Origin of the sequence: Acetobacter pasteurianus subsp. pasteurianus LMG 1262 = NBRC 106471, from assembly GCF_000285275.1 — a bacterium.
Taxonomy (GTDB): domain Bacteria; phylum Pseudomonadota; class Alphaproteobacteria; order Acetobacterales; family Acetobacteraceae; genus Acetobacter; species Acetobacter pasteurianus.
The window spans coordinates 183,002-204,376 of record NZ_CADO01000139.1 but is presented as its reverse complement, the minus strand read 5'-3'; the positions used below and the strand labels follow the sequence as shown (position 1 = coordinate 204,376).

Below are 21,375 nucleotides of genomic sequence, written 5' to 3'. Positions count from 1 at the left end.
AAGCCCATACCGGTTTTACCCGGCTCCTGTTTCAGATCAACCCGAAACAGGCAAACGGGCAGAGGCACAGCGCCCCCACCCGAAAACCTTTTTTCCCATTTCTCTGATGCCATGCATCAGAAAATTGGCAAACTTACTTGACTTCGACGGTTGCCCCGGCGCCTTCAAGAGCCTTTTTGATCTTGTCAGCTTCGTCCTTGCTGACACCTTCTTTAACGGTCTTCGGCGCACCTTCAACCAGATCCTTGGCTTCTTTCAGGCCCAGACCGGTGATGCCGCGGATTTCCTTAATCACGTTGATCTTCTTGTCGCCAGCGCTGGCCAGAACAACCGTGAATTCGGTTTTTTCTTCAGCCGGAGCAGCAGCAGCACCAGGTGCAGCAGCAGCAACTGCTACAGGAGCAGCAGCGGAAACGCCCCATTTTTCTTCGAGCAGCTTGGAAAGTTCAGCAGCTTCAAGAACGGTCAGAGCGGACAGTTCGTCAACAAGCTTAGCAAGATCAGCCATAGTTTGACTTCCTAATATAGATACTGGTTAGCAGAACGCAACCTTCAAGCACGAAGGCAGCGCAAAATTCTTGAACATTCCCTCATACGAAGGAATGAAATCAGGCAGCTTCACCCGTTTTGGCATAGGCCCCAAAAACACGTGCAAGCTGGCCTGCCGGCGCCTGAGTAACGCTGGCGATACGCGTAGCTGGCGTGGAGATAAGACCCACGAGCTGCGCGCGCAGCGCATCAAGAGACGGCAGCTCGGCCAGAGCCTTGATTCCATCGGCGTCAAGCACCTGAGAACCAAGAGAACCACCAAGCAGCACAAGCTTGTCATTTGTTTTGGCGAACTCAACGACAGCCTTAGCCACAGCCACAGGGTCTTCAGACCACGCAAGCGCGGTCGGGCCTTGCAGCAGCGGCGCGATGCCGTTGAACTGGGTCCCATCCAGGGCGAGAGTTGCCAGCCGGTTTTTAGCGACCTTATAGTTCGCACCCGCTGCACGCACTTTACGCCGCAGTTCCGTCACAGCAGCCACAGTCAGCCCGTCATTACGGGTGACCACAACCATGGACGTCTGGGCGAAAACGGCGGCCAGAGAGGCGATAAAGGCCTTCTTTTCCGTACGGTTCAAATCCCGTCTCCGTCTTGTTCCATCAAGCTTGCGCCCAACAGAACGGGTTGCCCTTTAGGTTCCGTTATACATAACGGAACCCGCTCGCCTGTCCTTGAAACGGAATATCTGGCGTGCCGTAAATACGACCTGTAACCAGCATTCCCGTCTTACCGTTCGCCAACCCGAAGGCTGATTAAAACCGCAGTTGCGCACGGTCTCGGACAGGAAGAAGGAGCAGCCGTAACCACCCCTTCATGCACCACGCCAACCCGAAAGTTAGCGCGGCGTCATTCTTTCTCAGCCAGCGAAGGCAGAGAGGTCCAGCTGAACGCCGGGGCCCATGGTGGAGGACAGAGCGCCCTTCTTCATGTAAGCACCTTTTGCGCCAGACGGACGGGCCTTCTGCACGGCATCAATAAATGCACGCACGTTTTCAGCCAGCTTGTCTTCACTGAAGGAAGCCTTACCAACACCAGCATGCACGATACCGCTCTTTTCAGCGCGATATTCAACCTGACCAGACTTAGCCGCTTCAACAGCGCCCTTTACGTTCATGGTCACGGTGCCCAGCTTGGGGTTCGGCATCAGCCCACGTGGGCCGAGGATCTTACCCAGACGACCCACCAGAGCCATCATGTCAGGCGTAGCAATGCAGCGGTCGAAGTTGATTTCGCCAGCCTGCACTTTTTCCATCAGGTCTTCTGCACCCACGATGTCTGCACCAGCAGCCTGAGCTTCTTCAGCTTTCGGGCCACGTGCAAACACGGCAACGCGCAGGGTTTTACCCGTGCCGTTCGGCAGGGAAACAAAACCACGAACCATCTGGTCTGCATGACGTGGGTCAATACCCAAGTTCAGTGCAATTTCAACGGTTTCGTCAAACTTGGCTGTTGCGTTGCTTTTTACCAGCGCGACAGCTTCATCAACACCGTAAGCTTTACCAGCTTCAACCTTGGCACGCGCAGCAGCGAGACGCTTGTTCTTTGCCATGATAGATTAGCCCTCCACCACATCGATGCCCATGGAGCGGGCAGAGCCGATCAGCATGCGCACTGCGCCATCCAGATCGTTTGCGTTCATGTCCTGCTGTTTCTGTTCAGCAATTTCACGAAGCTGGCTCATGGTCACCTTACCAACGCTGCCACCCTTACCAACTGTCTGGCTGCCTTTGGAAATCTTGGCGGCCTTGAGCAGGAAGTAGGTGTTCGGCGGGGTTTTGGTGATGAAGCTGAACGTACGGTCTGCATATGCGGTGATAACCACCGGAATCGGCATGCCCGGCTCAAGACCCTGGGTCTTGGCGTTAAATGCCTTACAGAATTCCATGATGTTCAGACCGCGCTGACCCAGTGCCGGACCAACCGGCGGGGAAGGATTAGCCTTACCAGCGGGGATCTGAAGTTTGATGTAGCCAACAACTTTTTTGGCCATATCCGGGACTCCTCAAAATGAACCCGGACCGCGGTTCTTCCGATTCCGCACCACGCACAGGGCGCAGACAAGAATCTCCCGCGTTCCGATCAGAAGTGCCGCGCTTACCGGGACGCTGGCTGTGTGTCAAGTGGTTGTGTGTTTTTCATGCCGCCTGTCAGATCATTGGAGACCGGATCTGTCTGGGTGCTAATGCCGCCCAGCGGTGCGGCATGGCGCAGATTTTCATACTGCAAGGGCTTGAAAGGCATAATGGTTTCCTCACCATGCGGCAACTGGCTGCGAGACCACCCGCCCCCAAGAGCCCGCACAAGCTGCACACGTGCATCCACCTGCCGGGTTTGCGCCTGCACCAATGAAATACGCGCATTCAGCGCCGCCACCTGCGCCACCACAACATCCAGATAATTGGTTAGCCCGCCAGTATATAGCGCCATTGTCATGCCCTGCGTGCGCAAGGCGGCATCTACGGCGTTGCTTTCCTGCTTCACCTGCGTTTTCAACCGATTGGTGCGGGTAAGATTGTCTTCCACTTCCTGAAAGGCATCCAGCACCGTGGCGCGATAAAGATCTTCCGTTTGCCGATAGCCCGACCACGTGCGCTGCAATTCTGCACGCCGCAAACCACCCTGGAACAACGGCAGCACAGCCTGTGCTCCAAACTGGTACATAGCGTTGTAAAGCGAGGCCAGATCGAACCCGTTATCCATAAAGCCTGTCATGGCGTTAAAGGTAACGTGCGGATAAAACGCCGCGCGGGATACACCAATGGCTCTATTGGCTTGGGCCATGCGCCGTTCAGCCGCTGCAATATCTGGCCGGCGTTCCAGCAAGGTGGATGGCAGCGCTACAGGTGGTTCTTTATCCGCAAATGTCAGCTTGGTAACCGGCGCGATATGGAACGAGGCCGGAGCCTGATTAACCAGCACGGCAATGGCATGTTCCATCACATCACGCTGGGTATGGATATCTGTTTCCTGCGCTTGCGTGGTGTAAAGCTGGGCTTCTGCGCGGGAAACATCCATCCCCGGCGCAATAGCCCCGGCCAGACGCATGCGCGTAACCTGCACGGCTGTTTGGTAATACCGGATGGAATCCTTGTACACCGCATCCTGCGCATCTAGCCCGCGCAGAATAACGTAATCCGATGCCAGCTCCGCCTGTAGGCTCAAACGTGCCGAGGCGTAATTGGCGGCATTTTCCTGCACACCCTGCTTGGCCATACGAATCCGGTTGCGAATGGCAGACCAGAAATCCGGCTCCCACGTAGCTGTGGCTGAATACTGCTCGGACGACATATACATCGGCCCGGTTGCCCCAGCCCCACGCCAGAGCCTGTGTTGCGAGCCTTTATATTTTTCGCCGCTCGCTGCCCCATTCAACTGCGGATAGAGGTGAGACTTAGCCTCCGCCGCCATATCGCGCGATTGCATGAACGCCTCTGCCTGCGCCTGCAAATCCGGGTTCAGGCGCATGGCCTGATCTTCCAGTTGGTTCAACACCGGGTCACCCAGCATTGTCCACCAATCTGAGCGAATGGTATCATCCGATGGGCGCGCGGGCTTCATTACGCCCTGCCCACTCCAGTTATCGGGCAGCACAAATTGCGCGGGTTTGTAGCGCGGGGCCATGTCACACCCAGCCAAGGCTGATGTAGCCACCCCTACCAACAAAATATGCGCAACGTTACGTGGCAGAATATTCCCCTTCCTCATGGGCGGGCCCCAGCTTCAGATGCATCCGCGCTGTCATCCGGCATCGCACGGGTATCATCCCCTTCCTCCAGTTCGGAAGATTTGGTGGGAGGAACGGGCTTTTGGGGTTCCTGCTTTTTGGCCGCAGGCGGTATGCTGGGCATATTATAACCGGGGGTGCCTTTAACGATGCGCACTTCCTGCCCATCCAGCAGGCCAGCAGATGGGTTATTGATAACCCGATCCGTTTTTTTCACACCACGCAGAATCTGCACCGTTGTGCCGAAATTGGTGCCCAACGTGACACTTACCAGATGCACGTGGTTGGTATCATCTACCAGCGCAACCTGTGTACCTTCCGCCCTGAACACAATGGCCCCCAGCGGCAGAATCAGCTCATCCGTATCACCGGGCGCATGAAACGTGGCTGTGGCGTAAGAATTAGGCCAAAGCTCTCCGGATTTATTATCCAGCGTCAGTTCTGTGGTGACGGTACGGGTAGAGGCGTTAAACGCCGAAGCCGTGGCTAGAAAATGTGCGCGGAATGTGCGTTCAGGATATTGCGGAATACTTAAATCCGCCTCCAACCGAGGGGAGATAATATCTGCATAATCCTGCGGCACAGCCACAAACACACGCATGGCATGCACGTCTGCCACACTAAACAATTCGGTGGCATTGCCGTGAGCATCTACATCCCCACGCCCGGCGTTGACGTAATCCCCCACATCCGCCAAGCGCGATGTGACGACACCATCAAACGGCGCAACAATCTTTTTAAACGCTTCCAGCGCAGCATAACGCTCTACATCATGCTGGGCGGCTTCCACCTCGGCCTTCTGGGCCTCGGCATTGGCGGCCTGCACGTCCACTTCCTGCTGAGAAACAGCTTGTGTGCCTTGCAGGGCCTTCCAGCGTTTTGCTGTAATCTGGGCCAGCTTGTACCGCGCCAGCGCCACATTCAGGTTGGCTTTGGCAGCGGCAAACTGCGCATCCAGCCCCGGCGTATCAATTTCGGCCAGCACATCGCCCGCCTTAACCTTGGCGCCAAAGTCTTTGTACCACATTTTCACATAGCCAGAGACCTGCGCATAAATGGGCGCCTGATACCATGCGGCTATATTGGCTGGCAGGGAAAGCGTACGTTCATCCGGCCCCGGCTGAGGGAAGATAACCTGCACGGATGGAATAGCGTTATGTGCTGTTTCGTGCGCTAGATTAACATATTGCGTGTGGCGCTGAACAATACCCACCACTGCCAGCAGGATGGCAACCCCGCCAACAGCCACAAACCCGATCTTGCGTTTACGTGTGCTGCCAGCCGGCGTGGGAGATTGAGGCCCTGAAGCGTCTGGATGCTCTTGGGTCATGCGGCAGCTTCCTCTTGTTCGGTTTCATGCGGTTTTTTACGTGTGTGCAGCATGGCAAATACGCAGGGCACGAACAGCAGTGTGGCAACAGTTGCTACCATCAGGCCGCCCATAACTGCCTTACCCAAGGGTGCGTTTTGCGAATTACTTAAAGACATGGGCAACATGCCAATAATCATGGCGGAGGCTGTCATCAGCACGGGGCGAATACGCTCAAACCCGGCTTCCAGCGCGGCCTTAATGGCATCACCGTGTTCTTCCAGCCGTTCACGCGCAAAGGCTACCACCAGAATGGCGTTGGCCGTGGCCGTGCCCATGCACATAATGGCCCCAGTAAGCGCAGGCACAGAAAGCGTGGTGTGCGTAAGAAACAGGCTCCATGAAATACCAGCCAGCGCACCGGGCAATGCGGTGATGATGATGAACGGGTCCAGCCAGGACTGAAAGTTCACCACAATCAGCAGGTAAACCAGCAGCACGGACATCGCCAAACCACCCAGCAACTGCACATAGGCGCTGTTCATGGTGACAGCCTGCCCCAGCACGCTGAGGGAAGAACCATGCGGCAGATTTCCCTGAGCCTCATCTACAATACGCGTCACCTCGCGCGAGACGGTGCCAAGGTCTATGCCTTCGTTCGTGGCGTAAATATCAAACACCGGCATGATGTTGTAATGCGCCACCTCCGCCGGGGTGCCGATCTGATCGATCTTGCTCAAACCACCCAGAATTTGCGGGTCCTGGCCAGATGGGTTGCCATCCCCTTTATCAACCGGCGTGATTTCCAGATCATTCATGGTCTGGAGAAACGGTGCAGGTGTTTGAATATCAATCAGATGCGAGACACCTGTTTTGGTATCCAGCCAGTACACCTGCCCCACCTGAGAACTCCCGGACAGAGAAACCAGCGCGTTGTTGGCCACATCGGCTTCTGTAATGCCGGTGCCCAATGCGTAGGTTCGGCGGGTGTTCACCATCAGGGTTGGCGTTGTCATGGGCTGTTGCACAAACACGTCTGTCAGGCCCGTAACGTGGCGCAGGCGTTCTGCCAGACGGTTCGCAAAACGGAAGTTTTCCGACAGGTTGCGCCCAACCACCTGCACATCAATGGGGGATGGCAGACCAAAGTTCAGGATTTTGGCTGTCAGATCCCCCGGCAGGAAGGAGAACTGCGTGCCGGGGAACTTCATGTTGAGGTTATGGCGCAAAAGCCGCCGATATTCCGCCACAGGGGATGCCGGATTTTTAAGCGAAACCGTAATATCGCAATCCTGCGTACCCACAGTTGGCGTTGGAATATAAGCCTGATTCAGCGGGCTGAATGGCAGGCCGCAGTTATCAACCAGCCCTTCCACCTGCCCCGGCAAAGTGCGTTCGATCTCATCATTCACAAGCTGGGAAATCTTGCCGGATTCCTCCAGCCTTGTGCCGATAGGCGCACGCATATGCAGGGCAATGGCATCGGAGTTCACTTCGGGGAAGAAGTCCTGCCCCACAAAGAACAGCAGCCCCAAGGAACCAAGCGAGCACAGCACAAATACCGGCACAAAAGTGCCGCGCGTTGCCACCAGATGCGAAAGCAGTTCGTGATAGCGATGCCGGAACTGCTCGAACTTCCGCTCAAACCCACGCTGAAAGCGGCCAAAAATGGTCTTGGGTTCCTGCGGGCCATGTGCATGGGCCGCCACCTGTGCGGCCAGCATGTATTTGGCCATGGTGGGCACCAGTGTTCGGGACAGGATGAAAGAGGCGATCATGGCAAAAATGATGGCTTCTGCCATTGGCATGAACAGCCAGCCCGCAACGCCCGTAAGCTGGAACAGCGGCATCCAAACAATACAGATGCACATGGTGGAGACAAAGGTGGGAATAACAATCTGGTTGGCGGCATCAATAATGGCCGTTTCCAGATCCTTCTCCATCTCAAGATGCGCATCGATATTTTCGATCATCACCGTGGCATCATCCACCAGAATACCCACGGCTAGCGCCAAGCCGCCCAGTGTCATGACGTTGATGGTCTGCCCGGCCCGGCCCAGCCCGATAACGGAGCACAGCATGGCCAATGGAATGGAGGTGGCAATAATAACGGTGGAGCGCCAAGACCCCAGAAACAGCAGCACCACAAGCCCGGTCAGGCACGCGGCCGTCAGCATTTCGCGCACCACGTCCTGCACGGATTCCTTCACGAAGGTGGAGGCATCATTCAACACCTTGATGCTCACGCCTTCGGGCAAGGTTTTTACAATGCCCGGCAGCAGCTTTTTAACCCCAGCCACAACATCCAGCGTAGAGGCATCACCACTTTTCATAATGACAATCAGAACGCCCTGCTGCCCTTTAACCAGCACAAGGTTGGTTTGTGGCGGCCCACCTGCATGCACCCATGCCACATCCTGCAAGCGCACCACGGCATCCCCTACCTGTTTGATGGGGATCATGTTCAGCTCTTCCATGTTTTTGGGAGAGGCGTTGGTCTGAACCATCCAGTCAAACGGGCCAATGCGCTGGTCACCTGCGGGCAGCACAATGTTCTGGCTGTTCAACGCGCGCGAGACATCTACCGGAGAAAGCCGGTGCGCCAGCAGTTTAACCGGGTCCAGATCCACCATGATATTGCCCGGCTGCCCCCCGTAAGGGTTGGGAATGGCAGCCCCCGCCACGGAAACAAGCGCCGGGCGGATAAGGTTGGAGGACATGTCGTAAATCTGCGAGGCCGTCATGGAGGTGGAAGACACCTGCAACGTAACAACCGGCACAGAGGACGCATTATAAGCCAACACCAATGGTGGGGTAGAACCCGTGGGCATCTGCTTGATAACTGTCTGCGATACCGAGGTAATCTGGGTTTGCGCCACAGATGTATCCGTACCGGGCTGGAAGTAGATCTTCACAATCCCGCGGCCGTAATAGGACTGGCTCTCGATATGCTCGATATTATTCACGGTCGCGGTCAGGGCGCGCTCGTAATAATACACCACACGGCCAGACATATCCTCGGGCATCAGGCCCGTATAGGTCCAGACCACTGCCACAACAGGAATACGAATACTGGGAAATACGTCTGTAGGCGTATTGAATATCCCCCTGATTCCGAACACTAGAATCAGGATGGAAAGCACCACAAACGTATACGGCTTTTTAAGCGCGGTAACGACAATTTCGTTCATGCGCTCCAACCTTGCACGGTTAGAGACGCTGCATTGCAGACAGGCAGATTTGGCATGGTTTTATCGTTACATACATATCTGCGGCCCGCCAACATCATTACGTGCAATCTTCAACCTTTTGTAAAAAAGCGGATGGAAAGGTAATTCTGAAACAGGTGCCTATTCCTTCTGCCCCTGTTTCAATGGTGACATGGGCTTCGTGCAGATGCGCAATGGCGCACACAAGGCTAAGCCCCAGCCCGCTACCCGGTACATGGCGGCTTTTGTCCGACCGGTAAAAGCGTGAAAGCACGGCTTCTCTTTCAGCCGGTGCAATGCCTACGCCAGTATCCGTAACAAAAAGAGACGCCGCACCGTTGATCCGTTGCGACCCCAGAGTAATGCGGCCACCTTCTGGTGTGAATTTGATGGCGTTATCAACCAGATTAGCCAAAAGCTCGATCAACAAGTGCCGGTCCCCCCATACAAAGCAAGGGGCCTCGCCCTCCTTTGCAACCAGCACTTTATCTTCCATTTCAGCTATGGGTTCATACAAATCAAATACGTCTGCCACCAGATCGGCTAAAAGAACCTGCCCAAAGCCTGCTTTTCTGCGGCTATTTTCTATTTCTGCAATGCGCAGCAACGCGGTGATAATTCCCAGACACTGGTCCAGATCATCCACAGCACGCCCCACTGCGGCCTCAAGCGCCGCTGGATCGGCCGCACCGGCAGAAAGAGCCCGCTCCAATCTGGCCCGCATGCGTGAAAGCGGGGTGCGTAAATCATGCGCAATATCATTACCCACCTCCCGCATATCGTCCATCAGCCGTTCCAGCCGGTCCAGCATGCGGTTTACACTGCCTGCCAGGCGTTCCAGATCATCCCGCTCCTTGGCGGCAGGCAGGCGTTCATGGATATCACCGGCCATAATGCGGTCTATGGCCTCGTGCATTTCCTTCACGCGGGAAAGCGCGCGGTGGCTAAGCACGATGCCCAGAAACAACGCAAACACAAAGGTGGGTATGGCCGCCACCAGCATGGTGTGGCGCAGCATGAGCTTTTGCTCGGAAAGCAGATGAAAGCTGCGCCCCAACACCAGAATGGTGCCATCTGGCAGCTTTTCTGCCAGCACGCGCAAGGGATACGAATCCCCTTCTTCGGGGTAGATTTCTACATTATGAGGTTTGCCATCTGCCTTCAGGCCCTTGGGCCATGTACGCAAATCCCCTGCAATAAGGGCATGCCCGGAATCAAACAGCCCAGCACTGTTGATGATCAACCGTAGATCATCCGTGGCGCGCCGGCGGATAACGTATTCCAGATGCTCGGGAGACATCTGGGCCAGCAGTTCGGCCTCGCCTTTCAGCAATTCAGTGGAACGACGAGATTCCACAGCCTCAAGCTGCGCGTAAACCAGACCAAACTGCATGACCATCACCCCCGCCATGGCGGCCAGCGCCATAAGGGTGATGCGGAAGGTAGCTGTACGAAAAAGTTCAGTCAGGAACACGCAGCCGGAATCCCGTTCCGCGAATACTCTCGATCAACGGTTCTTCTCCCGGCCCATCAATTTTCCGCCGCAGCTTGCCGATATGCACATCCACCAGATTGGTGCGCGGAATAAACCGATACTGCCACACATCCTCCAGCAACATGGAACGTGTGAGCACCTGCCCCGGCCTGCGCATAAGGTATTCGAGCAAACGGAATTCACGCGGCAACAGCTCGATTTCCCGTCCATCCCGCCAGACGCGGCGTTCTATCAGGTCCATATCAATCGGGCCCAGATGCAGCTTGGTGCTGCGGGTATCATCCGGCCTGCGCAACAGGGCTTCTATACGGGCCACCAGTTCTTCTATGGCGAAGGGTTTGGTGAGGTAATCATCTCCCCCAGCCTTAAGGCCGGTTACCCGATCATCCACCGCAGAAAGGGCAGAAAGCACCAGAACAGGCATGCGTATGCCCTGCTGCCGCATGGTTTCTATAACGCTCAAACCATCCAGACCGGGCAAAAGGCGGTCTACCACCATTATGTCTGCTTCTAACCGCAAGGCGGCTTCCAGCCCGGCATTACCCGTGGCTTCGTGCAGCACCTTAAAACCGCGGGCTGTCAGTTCAGCTGCAATTTCTTCGGCTATGGTGCCGTCATCTTCTACCAGAAGCACCGTTTTCCCATTGGGTGAGAAAAAATCGGTATCTTCCTTAGACATATCCGCTGTTCCATTCATCTGTTAAACTGATGCCGTCCCATTTGAATCAACGCCAGTAAATTCAATTTCAGACTCTTCTGTTCCGCTGGCATTGTCTTCCGGTTCATCCAGTTCGCGCAACTTGCGGCTCACCGAACGTGTGCGCCTGCGGGCTTCCTCGATAGAAAAAGACATGGCCTGCGCATTCCGCGCCAGTTTATCCAGCACGCCATCCATCTTGATCATTTCCTGCCGCGTGGCCCCCAACAGGCGCGCAATGGTTTCTGTCCGCTCTTCCAATGCCAGTGTAACGTACCCCAAATGGATTGTGCGCAACATGGCGGGCATAAGAGCAGGCCCCATAACCATAACCCGAAACTGCCGCCCCAGATCATCAATCAGCCCCGGCATACGTGCCACTTCTGTATATAACCCATCTGTAGGCAGATACAGTACCGCAAACTCCACCGTTTTAGGCGGGTGAATATATTTGCTGGAAATTTTGCGCGCCTCTAGCCGCATGGTGTTTTCCAGAGATTTGCGGGCTGCCTTTTCTCCCGCTGCATCCCCTTCATCCGCAGCATTTAACAACCGTTCATAGGCTTCGGTGGGGAATTTACTATCTACCGGCAGCAAGGGCGGCGTGCTGGATTTAACCGGCATGCGAATGGCAAATTCCACCACGTCATTCCCGTTGCCAATCCGCACATTGCTTTCATACGTTCCGGGCGGCAGCACATCATCCAGAATGGCGCGCAACTGGGCTTCCCCCCAGCCGCCACGGGTTTTGACGTTACTGAACAGGCGTTTGAGGTCTCCTATCTGGCCTGTCATGGCCCTTACCTCACCCATAGCCTTTTGCATGGCAGAAAACTGTTCCAGCACACGCTGGAACGATGTTTGCATCTGCTGCTCTACCGCTTCGTGCAACTGTTCCGTAACGGCACGGCGGATAGAGGCAAGCTGCTGGGCTGATGTATCTGCCAGATTGCGCAAGGCTTCGGCCTGTGCGGCACGGGCTTCGGCCTGTTCTCGCCCCAGCCCTCCGGCCAGTGCGCCAAGCTGTTCTGCCAGCTCCGTGCGCATGCGTTCAATGCGCCCCCCCATGGCGCGTTCCATTTCCACCATGCTGTTACGCTGGGCAGCAATATCGGAACGCGCAGTTGCGGCCTCTCGCTCGACCAGAACATACAGCCGTGCCAGCAGATCTGCATCCGTGCCACCAGATTTAGGGCGTAGCAAAATGGTAAGGCCCGCCCCCAGCAACAGGGCGCACACAGCAATACTCAAAAGAACAATTATGGAACTCATGCCCCGTTTTGTCTTATGTCCGCAGCAAGAGCAAGCACTACAAACGCATAGATTGCCCGCCAGAACAGCTTTATCGCGGCACCGTAATGACAATCGACCACAGGCAGTGGTATGACCTGCCCCTTCGCCTGCCTTGCGTGCAGAACATGCACTGCGTGGCAAGCTATTAAAAACATGTCATTCAGGCAGCGGAATCAAATAACACCGTGCCTTTTCCAGACAGGAGAACAATAAGAGTGAACACGGCACAGCGCATTCGCGGCATTGTGGCAGGTTCCGCAGGTAACCTGCTGGAATATTTTGATTGGTATGTTTATTCCTCTTTCACCATTTATTTTGCCCATGCCTTTTTCCCGCACGGCAACCCTACGGTTGAGCTGTTAAATGCAGCCGCAGTATTTGCTGTAGGGTTTTTCATGCGCCCTGTGGGCGGGTGGCTTTTGGGTATGGCGGCAGATCGATATGGCCGCCGCAGCGCGCTTACCATTTCTGTGCTCACCATGTGTTTGGGGTCTTTGGCCATTGCCGTATGCCCAACATATGACCAGATCGGCCTTGCCGCCCCACTGCTGCTGCTGATTGCCCGTCTGCTGCAAGGCCTGAGCCTTGGGGGAGAATACGGGGCATCCGCCACCTATCTGGCCGAAGTAGCCACACCGGAACATCGCGGATTCTGGTCTGGCTTTTTGTATGTCACACTGGTTATGGGCCAGCTTTTAGCGCTTGTTCTGCTGCTGCTCATGCAATACGTGCTGCTAACCCCACAACAGATTGCAAGCTGGGGCTGGCGTGTGCCGTTTCTGATGGGGGCTTTGGGCGCTGTGCTGGTGTTCTGGCTACGCCGCCAGATGACAGAAAGTGACAGCTTTAAAAACGCACATACGGAAGAAGAAAAAGGCGGTATTCGCGTTCTTCTGCACCATTGGCGGGCTGTATTAACGGTATGTGGCCTGACGCTTGGTGGCACCGTGGCGTTTTATACCTACACCATTTACATGCAGAAATATCTGGCCAACACGCTGGGCTTTCCCAAGGAAACGGCAACTCTTATTTCCACCGCCAGTCTGGTGGTATTTGCCGCCATGCAGCCTGTTTTTGGGGCCATTTCTGATAAAATTGGTCGCAAGCCGCTGCTGCTGTTTTTTGGCTTTGGCGCAACATTTGGCACCATTCCGCTACTGCATGTACTTGCTACTGCTTCATCCCCATGGGTGGCATTTGGTCTGATTGTTACGGCGCTATTTATTGCATCGGGCTACACATCCATTAACGCCATTGTGAAGGCTGAGCTGTTTCCCACTCGTATTCGTGCTTTGGGTGTGGCCCTGCCTTATGCACTCACGGTTTCCATTTTTGGTGGCACAACGGAATACATTGCCCTGTGGTGCAAACAGATCGGGCACGAAAACTGGTTTGCCGGTTATGTTTCCATCTGTGCGGCAGTTACCCTGTTTACGGTTTTACGCCTGAAACAGGCAGACCGCATTAGCGCACCAGCCACCGCTCCTGCACGTTCCTGAATATTCAGTGCACGGCATGTTGCCTTATCATGCGTAAGGCAGCATGCCAGTTACGGCCTTTTAAGTACGAGGCTAAGTGTTTCATAAAATAAGCATACAAAATAACGCCGCGGATACGCCTTTAATTTGCCATAAGATGCGCCATTATTTGAGATGAGAGAAAGAACGCAGGTGTAATCCTGTTTCAAGGAGGCTCATTTCATGCGCCAGATAACCAAACTTCTGATGGCCCTGCCCGTTATTACGGGCCTTGGCTTGGCAAGCGTGCCCGCGGCGCAGGCGCAACCCGGACCACATATGATGGGCGGCCCCGGTTGGGCCGGTGGCCCGCGTGGCGGACCGGGAGGCCCCGGTTGGGGCGGACCAAGAGGTGGCTATTATCATCATCGTGGCCCCGGTGGTGGTGCCATTGCCGGTGCCCTTATTGGCGGTCTGGCCGTAGGGGCTTTGGCAGGCGCCACAATGGCTGGCAGCCCACCGGTGGCTTACGCACCGCCGCCCCCTCCGCCACCACCAACAGCTTACGTAGTTCCCGCTGTGCCGGTTATGCCCGGGCCGGGTTACGGCTATTACGGCCCGCGCGGATATTATCAGGCGTGGTAATCAGCCAGCCGAATAAAGCTGAGGCCTGAAAACAAAAATCAGGCGCTGCCCGCCAATGCGCGGGCAGCTTCCAGCACGGCTTCAACATGGCCCGGCACTTTCACCTTGGGCCAGATATGCGCAATTTTACCATCCGCCCCGATCAGGAACGTTGTGCGCTCGATACCCATATACTGGCGGCCGTAATTGGTTTTTTCTACCCACACACCGTAGGCCTCTGTCACGCTCCCGGATTCATCTGATGCCAAGGGAAATGTCAGATCATATTTGGCCGCAAAGGCGTCTAGCTTTTTTACCGGATCGCGCGAAACGCCAATAACGGTCAGGCCTGCCTTGTCAAAATCTTTCAGGGCCTCGTTAAATCCGCAGGCTTCCTTTGTGCATCCGGGTGTATCTGCCTTGGGGTAGAAATACAGAACAAACGGTTTGCCCTTAAAATCTGCCAACGCCACCTTACGGCCGCCGCTTGCTTCCATATCAAACGCCGGAGCAGCATCTCCTACTTCAAGCGTGTGTTTTTCCGTCATGCTTGGTTTCCTTCTTTTAAAATCTCTTACGCCAGAGTGAACGTGCAGGGTCAGCAAGCTGTTCCGGCGTCATGCCCGGCTTATTCTACCGGGCCAACCAGCCGGGCAAAAACTGCGTGCACATCACGCGCCAGAATGTTCGCCTTTTCAATCAGATCCGGCAGCGTCTCTAGCTTCATGGCTTTCAGCAGCACGTTTAATGATGCAGGAGCCAGATCACGCTCCAGATCAACAGGCGGCGTTGCCCCACAGAGCAGCCGCAAGACAGCCTGAAGCTGACGCCAGAACAACTCAGCCTGCTTTAAAAACTGAGCATCTTCAGCACTCAGCAGCCCTGCCTTTTCCAGCCGCCCCAGCGCCAAACGGGTGCTGACATCCCGCACGGCACTATTTGCGCCAATCAGCTGATAAATCTGGGCAATAAATTCCACATCTATCAGCCCGCCCAGCCGCCGTTTTACATCCCATACGGAAGATGCTGGCAGGTCTCGCGCCAAACGCGCACGCATGGCGCAGGCATCTTTCAGCAGTGTTGCGCGAGATGCTGGCTCGGCCCGCAAACGGCCATCCAGAATGGCATCCAGATCCTTCCGCAACACCTGCTTCAATTCTGCTGGAGCAGCTACAATACGGGCACGCGTGAGCGCCATGCACTCCCATGTCCATGCGGATTCTGTGTGGTAACGCAAAAAAGCGGGGCGCGAGACAGCAACCGGCCCCGCTGCGCCGGAGGGACGCAACCGCATATCCACCGCATATAATGGCCCTTCCGGCCCCGGTGCAGTAAGCGCGGCAATAAAGGCATGGGCCAACCGTGTATAATACTGCGCCACCCCAACAGACCGTGGGGCGGAAAACAGTGGACGCTCTGCTTTTGCATCCGCCTGCGGTACCTCGCTGGCCTGCACATCTTCGGGGTGATCAAACACCATCAGCAAATCAAGGTCTGAGCGCGGCATCATCTCGCGCGAACCGGCTTTGCCAAGTGCTACAATGGCCATTCCTCCACCCGGAACATGCCCGTAGCGGCGCGTGTGCTCGACCTCCACCGCGTGTTTAACAATGGTGATAATGGTATCTGCCAGCACCGTGCGCTGCTTTTCGGCCTCGTTTTCCGTCATGCGGCCTTCCAGCAAGGCAACGGAGAGGCGAAATTCCTCACCACGCAAAAGCGGGCGTAAAGCTGTGACCAGCTCTTCAATATCCGCCATTTCCTCCGCCAGATGCTGAAGGCGCGCCACTACCGTACGCCCTTCCTCTGGCTCGGATTCCAACAAACCTTCCAGCGCAGAAGGCTTGTCTGCCAGATAATCTGCCAGAAAAACCGAGGCATCAAAGATATTGGCAATACGGTCCACCAATGCCGGATTGCGTTCAAACAGAGAAAGAAGCTGCACCCCAGCGTGCTGCCGCGCCAGCAAGGCATCAAACCGGCGCAAACAGGCTAGCGGATTACTGCGTGCGCCAAAACTGGCCAGCAATGTCGGCAACAACACACGCAACAACGCATGTGCGCGCTCAGACCGCAGCGCCCGCAAGCCGTTACCACGCCAACGGGTGAGAACCTGTGTGGCTTCCTCCACCTGTTCGGGCGGGAAACCGTGTTTTTGCAACAGCTCTGCCGTTTGCCCATCTTCCGGGCCGGGCACCAGAACACTGCCTTCCACTTCTTCCGGCTGGGCGGAATGCAGCACAAAATGGCGTTCAAAAATACGCCGTGCCTCACGCATACGGGGCAACATATCCAGCGCCAGAACTTCGGCATCTGGGTAATTCATGAAGATGGCAAAAGCCTCAAACCCTTCCCGCGTATCTGGCAGGCTGTGGGTTTGATGGTCTGCCCGCATTTGCAAGCGGTGCTCTGCATCGCGCAAAAAGCGATAGGTACGGGCCAGCACCTCGGCCTCTTCCCGCGGCAGACGGCCTGAACCCACAAGTTTTTTGAGCGCACCAAAGGTAGTTTTATCCCGCAACGCGGGCTCGCGCCCACCCCAGACAAGCTGCATGGCCTGCGCGATAAATTCAATTTCACGAATACCGCCCTGCCCCAGCTTGAGGTTATGGCCCAGCAGCCATTCTATGCTGGCGGAAGGATCTGCCAGCACGGCATCTGGCAGAGTGCTTAAATCTGTGCGGCCCGCCTTACGGTAACGGTCAATCCGGGCTTTCATGTCATGCAGGTCATCAATCAGCGCAAAATCCAAGTGTCTGCGCCAGATGAAAGGGCGAATGGCCGCCAGAAAACGCCGCCCCAGTGTGAGATCCCCCGCCACAGGGCGCGCTTTTGTCATGGCCGCGCGTTCCCACGTTTGGCCGAGGCTTTCATAATACAGGGTGGCCGCCTGCACCGTAACCGCCGGAGGGGTGGAGGATGGATCGGGCCGTAATCTTAAATCTGTGCGAAAAACGTATCCATTGGCATCTCGTGCTTCCATCAGGCTCACAAGATCGCTAGTCATACGCACGAACACACGCCGCACTGTGTCCGACTGAGGGTACGCTGTGGGATCATACAGCACCATCAGGTCTATATCGGATGAAAAATTCAGCTCCCGCGCGCCCAGCTTGCCCATGGCCAGAATTACAAAGCCGCAGCCCTGCGCAGGCTGTTCCGGGTTTGGCAAAGCCAGCTGCCCTGCCTGAAAGGCACACCACAGCAAATGCCTGACAGCCAGATCCAGCGCGGTATCAGCCAAACGGCTGAGAGCATGCGTGACTTCTTCCAAAGACCAGAAGCCGCCCAAGTCTGCCACAGCACAAATAAAAGCTATGCGTTTTTTTGTATGCCGCAAAAAAGCCGCGACACACTCTCGCCCCGATGTTGTGTCAAACTCCGCGCATGTTGCAAACGCATCCTGCACACAAATATCCGGCCCCTGTTCCAGCAGGGCCGCAAAGGCCAGAACATCTTCACGCGCCAAATCAGCCAGATACGGGCTGTTGCCCCCAAGGCAGGCCAGCAGCTCCCGCGCGCCGGGCTGTATCATGACAGATTCTGCAACACCCGCTTCCTGCGCCAGGGCCAGCATATCCTGCGTAAAAAGTTCGGCCGCACGTTTATCAGCCGGAGCGGGCCAGTCTGCATCTGGCCACATGCGGGAACCATGCCCTCTAGGTTGCCTTACGTCTCGAAAAAGGGAATGGTCTGCCTGCGTCATGATCTGGCCCGTGCTGTGAACAATAAAGGCTTGCTGCGTTGACTTCCAACGGTCAAGACACCACGCGCCCACGGCGCACAAAAACCCGGCGATTTCTGGTCTATGGTGCCTATGCCATGGTTGGCCTGCCGCTTGTGGGCACAGCCTTGCTGTTTGCGTGCATGGCGCTGGGGCCAATTAATGTTACGCCGCTGGTGCGCCCTTTTTTACCGGTTACCGTTATTTCTGGCGGCAAAAAGCAGCCTCCTGTCGCCACATTGGGGCTTAGCCGCGCTTATCTGGAATGGAACGGTGTGCGCGATGGCTTCACATCTCCGCTCATGCTTGTTCTGCAGGATATTGCTGTTAAAGGGCCGGACCGCACAGTTGTTGATACCGTGCACGAGGCCCATGTTACGCTGGATACACTGGCCTTGGTGCACGGCGGCATTGCCCTGCGCGCTGTAGAATTGGAGGGCGTAAACCTTGCCCTCCGCCGTGGTAAAAACGGGGCTGTGGGGTTTGATTTTGATACCCCGCCTTCTGCTGGAGCAAGTGATAGCGGAAGTGTGGATGCCGCCGGGCTGGACCGTGCCGTTATCTCCCACGCCATTGTGCGCATGAATGACCAGTTGACTGGCACGCATTGGGTGGCTTCTCCGCTAGATGCCACGCTGCACATGGCCTCGGCCCAAGGCAAAAAGGGCCTGACAGGTGCCGTGCAATTTGCCGTAACGGGGGAAGAAAACCCTGATTGCCACATAGAGGTAAAAGCCAACAGCCTGCCAGATTCAAATGGCAAGGGCATTACATGGCATCTGGCAACCAATGCCGTTAAGCCTTCCAGCTTTTCCCATATCTCGCATGATCTGCAACACATTAGAACGCCTATATCAGTCACGTCTGATGTTAATTTCCTGCCTGCGCCGGGTTCGGATTGGCTGATGCCAGGGGCGATGGACCTGCATGCAGATGCACAAAGCGGCAAGGTAACCGCCGCCGGGGCGCGTTACTTTTTAAACGGAGGGTCTGCCAATATTACCCTGCGGCTGGACCATCTTAAGGATGGCAGCACACCTGCGCATATTATTGTCCACAACATTACCGCAAACCTGCGCAATCCAGACCTTCCGGAAGATGAAACCAGAGGGCTTAATCTGGCTGTATCCGGGCAGGTAGATGCTACGGATCTGATAAACCCCACCACTGTTTCCGGGCAGATTATTGCCGATATTCCGCAGGTGTACTTTCCTGATCTGGTTTATTACTGGCCAGACAAGGCCGCCAAGGGCGGCAAAAAGTGGGTAACCAAGAATATTACAGATGGTGTGGCCTACAACCTGCACACCGTTGTTTCCCTCTCCAGCAAAACGGGCTGGAATGGTGTGGATGTAAGCAACATTGCTGGCGGGCTGGATGCCAAGGGGCTGACCATCCACTGGCTGCGGCCCATTTCTCCGCTTCGGGGTATGGATGCCCATATGGATGTGGATGGGCTGGACAAGCTGAGCATCAAGTTTGACCACGGCTATCAGCTTGTTGACCGTGCTGGCAAAAATGTGGGCCAGAATGGCACGGGCCGCATTGCCGCAGGCCCCGGCAGCATGGACATTGTGGGCCTGACCAAAAAAGACCAGACCGGCATTATCAACACGCAGCTGGATGGCAAGTTGCAGGATGTTATGGCCCTTCTGGCCGAACCGCGCCTACATCTGCTTTCCCGCCACCCGCTGGATATTCGCAACCCGCGTGGGCGTGCCAAACTTCAGCTCATGCTCAGCCTGCCCTTGAAAGACGATGTCAGCATTGATGACATGGAAATTAAGGGCCATGCCGATATTACACAGGCATCGCTTGATAATGTGGTGGCGGGGCGTGGTGTACGGCGTGCTGATATCAAGCTGGATGCTACGGCAGATGGGCTCTCCCTTGCCGGGCATGGCGTATTGGGTGGCTTGCCCTCCAATATCTCCTATTCAACAGATTTCCGGCACGTACCGCCTACCGGGCTTTTGGAACAGGCGCATCTGACATCCCGCATCACGCCGCAAACCGCAACAGCCGCCGGTTTTGCAACGGGAGACCACTTTGGTGGTTCGGCTGATGCCGTGGTGGATTACCGCCAGTATGGAGATCACCACGGGTTGGTGGATATCAACCTCAACCTCAGGAACTCCCAAATCCGTATTCCGCTCTGGCACAAGGCACCGGGGCGGGCAGCGCAGGCCAATGCCACGCTGGGGCTAAAGAATGGGCAGATTGTTGCGGTGGATCGTATTCTGGCCACAGGGCCGGATCTGGATGTACGCGGCAAGGCCCGCCTGCGCCCCAACCATGCGCCCCAACTGATTATATCATCCTTCCGCGTTGCCAATTCCACCGGCCACGCCATGCTGGAACTGCCGCAAAAAGGTGTAACGGGCTCGGTTATTCATGTTGGCGTATATGCAGACATGCTGGATCTTTCCCCCTTGGTGACGGGTGATCCATCAGACCCCAAACCCGCGCAGCCCGCCAGCACTGGCTACCATGTGCCAGAAGCTGCAACAGGCAAGCTACACGGCCCGCCGGGAACGGCTTGGGCGATTGATCTGACAGCCAACACACTGCGCTACAACCCGGATAAACCCTCCTTAAAAGCTGTCAAAGCCTATTTTGAGGATAACGGTCAGCGGCTGGAAAAAATGTACTTTGCCATGCACGGGCCAACCCCCGTCAGCATGACACTTACGCCCAAAGGTGCGGGGCGAGACCTGCGCGTTTCCATTCCAGACATGGGCGCATTTTTGTCTGACTTCAACATTCTGCCAGATATTGAAGGTGGCCATGCCGTTCTCAGCGGATCTTTTGATGATACGGAAGCCTCTGCTCCGTTTAATGGCCGCATAACCGTTACGCCATTTGTGTTCAAAAAAGCCCCAACGGCCTTGCGTATGGCGCGAAATATCTCGTTTTACGGTTGGCTGGCTGCACACAAGACATCAGAATTCATGGTGACACACCTTGTGCTACCCGTAACATTCAAAGATGGCGTGCTGAATATTCATGATGGCAGAACCGGTAACAACGCGCTGGGCGCAACGCTTGAAGGCGATGTAAATCTGGATAAAAACAGCATAGATTTACACGGCACTGTGGTGCCTATTTTTGCCATTAACAAACTGCCCGGAAAGCTGCCGGGTATTGGCTGGATGTTCAGCCCGGAAAAAGATGGCGGGCTTGTTGCCGTAACGTTTGGCGTGGCTGGGCAGATGAACAATCCTTCCCTACACGTAAACCCCTATTCCATCTTCCTGCCCGGGGCGCTGCGCCGGATTTTTTAACCCGGTGGC

Annotated in this window: 16 protein-coding genes; 4 read left to right on the top strand and 12 right to left on the bottom strand. The window is 55.7% G+C overall.

Annotated features, from left to right (window positions below):
• Positions 1-133: 133 nt before the first annotated feature.
• From rplL to APA10_RS12825, 10 genes are all read right to left on the bottom strand, one after another.
• Positions 134-508 carry a 50S ribosomal protein L7/L12 gene (gene rplL / locus APA10_RS12870; protein ID WP_003622688.1) on the bottom strand — a complete coding sequence of 125 codons (375 nt, stop codon included), beginning with the start codon at positions 506-508 and terminating at the stop codon, positions 134-136.
• Between the two features lie 100 nt (positions 509-608).
• Entirely contained in the window at positions 609-1,127 is a 519-nt protein-coding gene (gene rplJ / locus APA10_RS12865; RefSeq protein ID WP_003622686.1) for a 50S ribosomal protein L10, read from the bottom strand.
• A gap of 279 nt (positions 1,128-1,406) precedes the next feature.
• A complete protein-coding gene (gene rplA, locus APA10_RS12860) occupies positions 1,407-2,099 on the bottom strand; it encodes a 50S ribosomal protein L1 (RefSeq protein ID WP_003622682.1) in 693 nt (230 codons plus the stop codon).
• A gap of 6 nt (positions 2,100-2,105) precedes the next feature.
• Positions 2,106-2,540 carry a 50S ribosomal protein L11 gene (gene rplK, locus APA10_RS12855; protein WP_003622680.1) on the bottom strand — a complete coding sequence of 145 codons (435 nt, stop codon included), beginning with the start codon at positions 2,538-2,540 and terminating at the stop codon, positions 2,106-2,108.
• A gap of 104 nt (positions 2,541-2,644) precedes the next feature.
• A complete protein-coding gene (locus APA10_RS12850) occupies positions 2,645-4,255 on the bottom strand; it encodes an efflux transporter outer membrane subunit (RefSeq protein ID WP_003622678.1) in 1,611 nt (536 codons plus the stop codon).
• Complete coding sequence (locus APA10_RS12845; protein WP_003628223.1) at positions 4,252-5,604, bottom strand: efflux RND transporter periplasmic adaptor subunit; 1,353 nt, start codon at positions 5,602-5,604, stop codon at positions 4,252-4,254. The genes APA10_RS12850 and APA10_RS12845 overlap by 4 nt, the downstream gene beginning before the upstream one ends.
• Positions 5,601-8,774 carry an efflux RND transporter permease subunit gene (locus APA10_RS12840; protein WP_003628225.1) on the bottom strand — a complete coding sequence of 1,058 codons (3,174 nt, stop codon included), beginning with the start codon at positions 8,772-8,774 and terminating at the stop codon, positions 5,601-5,603. Before APA10_RS12840 ends, APA10_RS12845 begins: the two co-directional genes overlap by 4 nt.
• Positions 8,775-8,871: 97 nt before the next feature.
• Positions 8,872-10,266, bottom strand: a complete 1,395-nt coding sequence (locus APA10_RS12835; protein ID WP_003622671.1) for a sensor histidine kinase — start codon at positions 10,264-10,266, stop codon at positions 8,872-8,874.
• A complete protein-coding gene (locus APA10_RS12830; RefSeq protein WP_003622669.1) occupies positions 10,253-10,984 on the bottom strand; it encodes a response regulator transcription factor in 732 nt (243 codons plus the stop codon). The genes APA10_RS12835 and APA10_RS12830 overlap by 14 nt, the downstream gene beginning before the upstream one ends.
• Before the next feature lie 3 nt (positions 10,985-10,987).
• Positions 10,988-12,256 (bottom strand): DNA recombination protein RmuC, encoded by a 1,269-nt coding sequence (locus tag APA10_RS12825; RefSeq protein ID WP_003628227.1) that lies wholly within the window; start codon positions 12,254-12,256, stop codon positions 10,988-10,990.
• Between the two features lie 8 nt (positions 12,257-12,264).
• On the opposite strand from APA10_RS12825, the gene APA10_RS15285 reads away from it, so the two are divergent.
• From APA10_RS15285 to APA10_RS12810, 3 genes are all read left to right on the top strand, one after another.
• Complete coding sequence (locus APA10_RS15285; RefSeq protein WP_003628229.1) at positions 12,265-12,426, top strand: hypothetical protein; 162 nt, start codon at positions 12,265-12,267, stop codon at positions 12,424-12,426.
• A gap of 66 nt (positions 12,427-12,492) precedes the next feature.
• Positions 12,493-13,776, top strand: a complete 1,284-nt coding sequence (locus APA10_RS12815) for an MFS transporter (protein WP_003622664.1) — start codon at positions 12,493-12,495, stop codon at positions 13,774-13,776.
• Between the two features lie 201 nt (positions 13,777-13,977).
• Positions 13,978-14,379, top strand: a complete 402-nt coding sequence (locus APA10_RS12810) for a hypothetical protein (protein WP_003622662.1) — start codon at positions 13,978-13,980, stop codon at positions 14,377-14,379.
• Positions 14,380-14,417: 38 nt separating this feature from the next.
• On the opposite strand, the gene bcp is transcribed toward APA10_RS12810, so the two are convergent.
• Entirely contained in the window at positions 14,418-14,906 is a 489-nt protein-coding gene (bcp, locus tag APA10_RS12805; RefSeq protein WP_003628233.1) for a thioredoxin-dependent thiol peroxidase, read from the bottom strand.
• Positions 14,907-14,986: 80 nt separating this feature from the next.
• Positions 14,987-18,064 (bottom strand): bifunctional [glutamine synthetase] adenylyltransferase/[glutamine synthetase]-adenylyl-L-tyrosine phosphorylase, encoded by a 3,078-nt coding sequence (locus APA10_RS12800; RefSeq protein ID WP_174714307.1) that lies wholly within the window; start codon positions 18,062-18,064, stop codon positions 14,987-14,989.
• Between the two features lie 116 nt (positions 18,065-18,180).
• On the opposite strand from APA10_RS12800, the gene APA10_RS12795 reads away from it, so the two are divergent.
• Positions 18,181-21,366 carry an AsmA-like C-terminal region-containing protein gene (locus APA10_RS12795; protein ID WP_003628235.1) on the top strand — a complete coding sequence of 1,062 codons (3,186 nt, stop codon included), beginning with the start codon at positions 18,181-18,183 and terminating at the stop codon, positions 21,364-21,366.
• The last annotated feature ends 9 nt before the right edge of the window (positions 21,367-21,375 follow it).

Excerpts from the sequence above, each read along its gene's own strand:
- rplL (WP_003622688.1), bottom strand. The coding sequence starts at position 508 with ATGGCTGATCTTGCTAAGCTTGTTGACGAACTGTCCGCTCTGACCGTT.
- rplA (WP_003622682.1), bottom strand. The coding sequence starts at position 2,099 with ATGGCAAAGAACAAGCGTCTCGCTGCTGCGCGTGCCAAGGTTGAAGCT.
- rplK (WP_003622680.1), bottom strand. The coding sequence starts at position 2,540 with ATGGCCAAAAAAGTTGTTGGCTACATCAAACTTCAGATCCCCGCTGGT.
- APA10_RS12850 (WP_003622678.1), bottom strand. The coding sequence starts at position 4,255 with ATGAGGAAGGGGAATATTCTGCCACGTAACGTTGCGCATATTTTGTTG.
- APA10_RS12845 (WP_003628223.1), bottom strand. The coding sequence starts at position 5,604 with ATGACCCAAGAGCATCCAGACGCTTCAGGGCCTCAATCTCCCACGCCG.
- APA10_RS12840 (WP_003628225.1), bottom strand. The coding sequence starts at position 8,774 with ATGAACGAAATTGTCGTTACCGCGCTTAAAAAGCCGTATACGTTTGTG.
- APA10_RS12830 (WP_003622669.1), bottom strand. The coding sequence starts at position 10,984 with ATGAATGGAACAGCGGATATGTCTAAGGAAGATACCGATTTTTTCTCA.
- APA10_RS12825 (WP_003628227.1), bottom strand. The coding sequence starts at position 12,256 with ATGAGTTCCATAATTGTTCTTTTGAGTATTGCTGTGTGCGCCCTGTTG.
- APA10_RS12810 (WP_003622662.1), top strand. The coding sequence starts at position 13,978 with ATGCGCCAGATAACCAAACTTCTGATGGCCCTGCCCGTTATTACGGGC.
- bcp (WP_003628233.1), bottom strand. The coding sequence starts at position 14,906 with ATGACGGAAAAACACACGCTTGAAGTAGGAGATGCTGCTCCGGCGTTT.
- APA10_RS12800 (WP_174714307.1), bottom strand. The coding sequence starts at position 18,064 with ATGACGCAGGCAGACCATTCCCTTTTTCGAGACGTAAGGCAACCTAGA.
- APA10_RS12795 (WP_003628235.1), top strand. The coding sequence starts at position 18,181 with ATGGTTGGCCTGCCGCTTGTGGGCACAGCCTTGCTGTTTGCGTGCATG.